This is a genomic window from Haloferax profundi, from assembly GCF_001469865.1.
In the GTDB taxonomy this organism is placed as follows: Archaea; Halobacteriota; Halobacteria; order Halobacteriales; family Haloferacaceae; genus Haloferax; species Haloferax profundi.
The window spans coordinates 1-266 of sequence record NZ_LOPV01000397.1 but is presented as its reverse complement, the minus strand read 5'-3'; the positions used below and the strand labels follow the sequence as shown (position 1 = coordinate 266).

The 266-nt window shown below is 66.5% G+C and carries 1 pseudogene; it reads left to right on the top strand.

Annotation, left to right across the window (positions count from 1 at the left end):
* A pseudogene (locus AUR66_RS13800) lies at positions 1 to 251 on the top strand (ABC transporter ATP-binding protein); the annotation flags it as partial.
* Positions 252 to 266: the final 15 nt, after the last annotated feature.

Below are 266 nucleotides of genomic sequence, written 5' to 3'. Positions count from 1 at the left end.
GCCTCGACCCCGGCATGGTCGAACGACTCTTCGATATCGTCTCCCGTCTGGCCGACACCGGGACGGCCATCGTCCTCTCGTCGCACAATCTCGGGCCGGTCGAACGGACCGCTGACCGCGTCGTCGTCCTCGACGGTGGGTCGTTCGTCGCCGACGGAACACCACGCGAATTAATCGAATCCGCCGGGACCGCCGACCTCCAGACGGCCTTCGGGAAACTCGTCTCGACTGACGGGGTGGACGGCCGATGACCGACGTGAGCGACC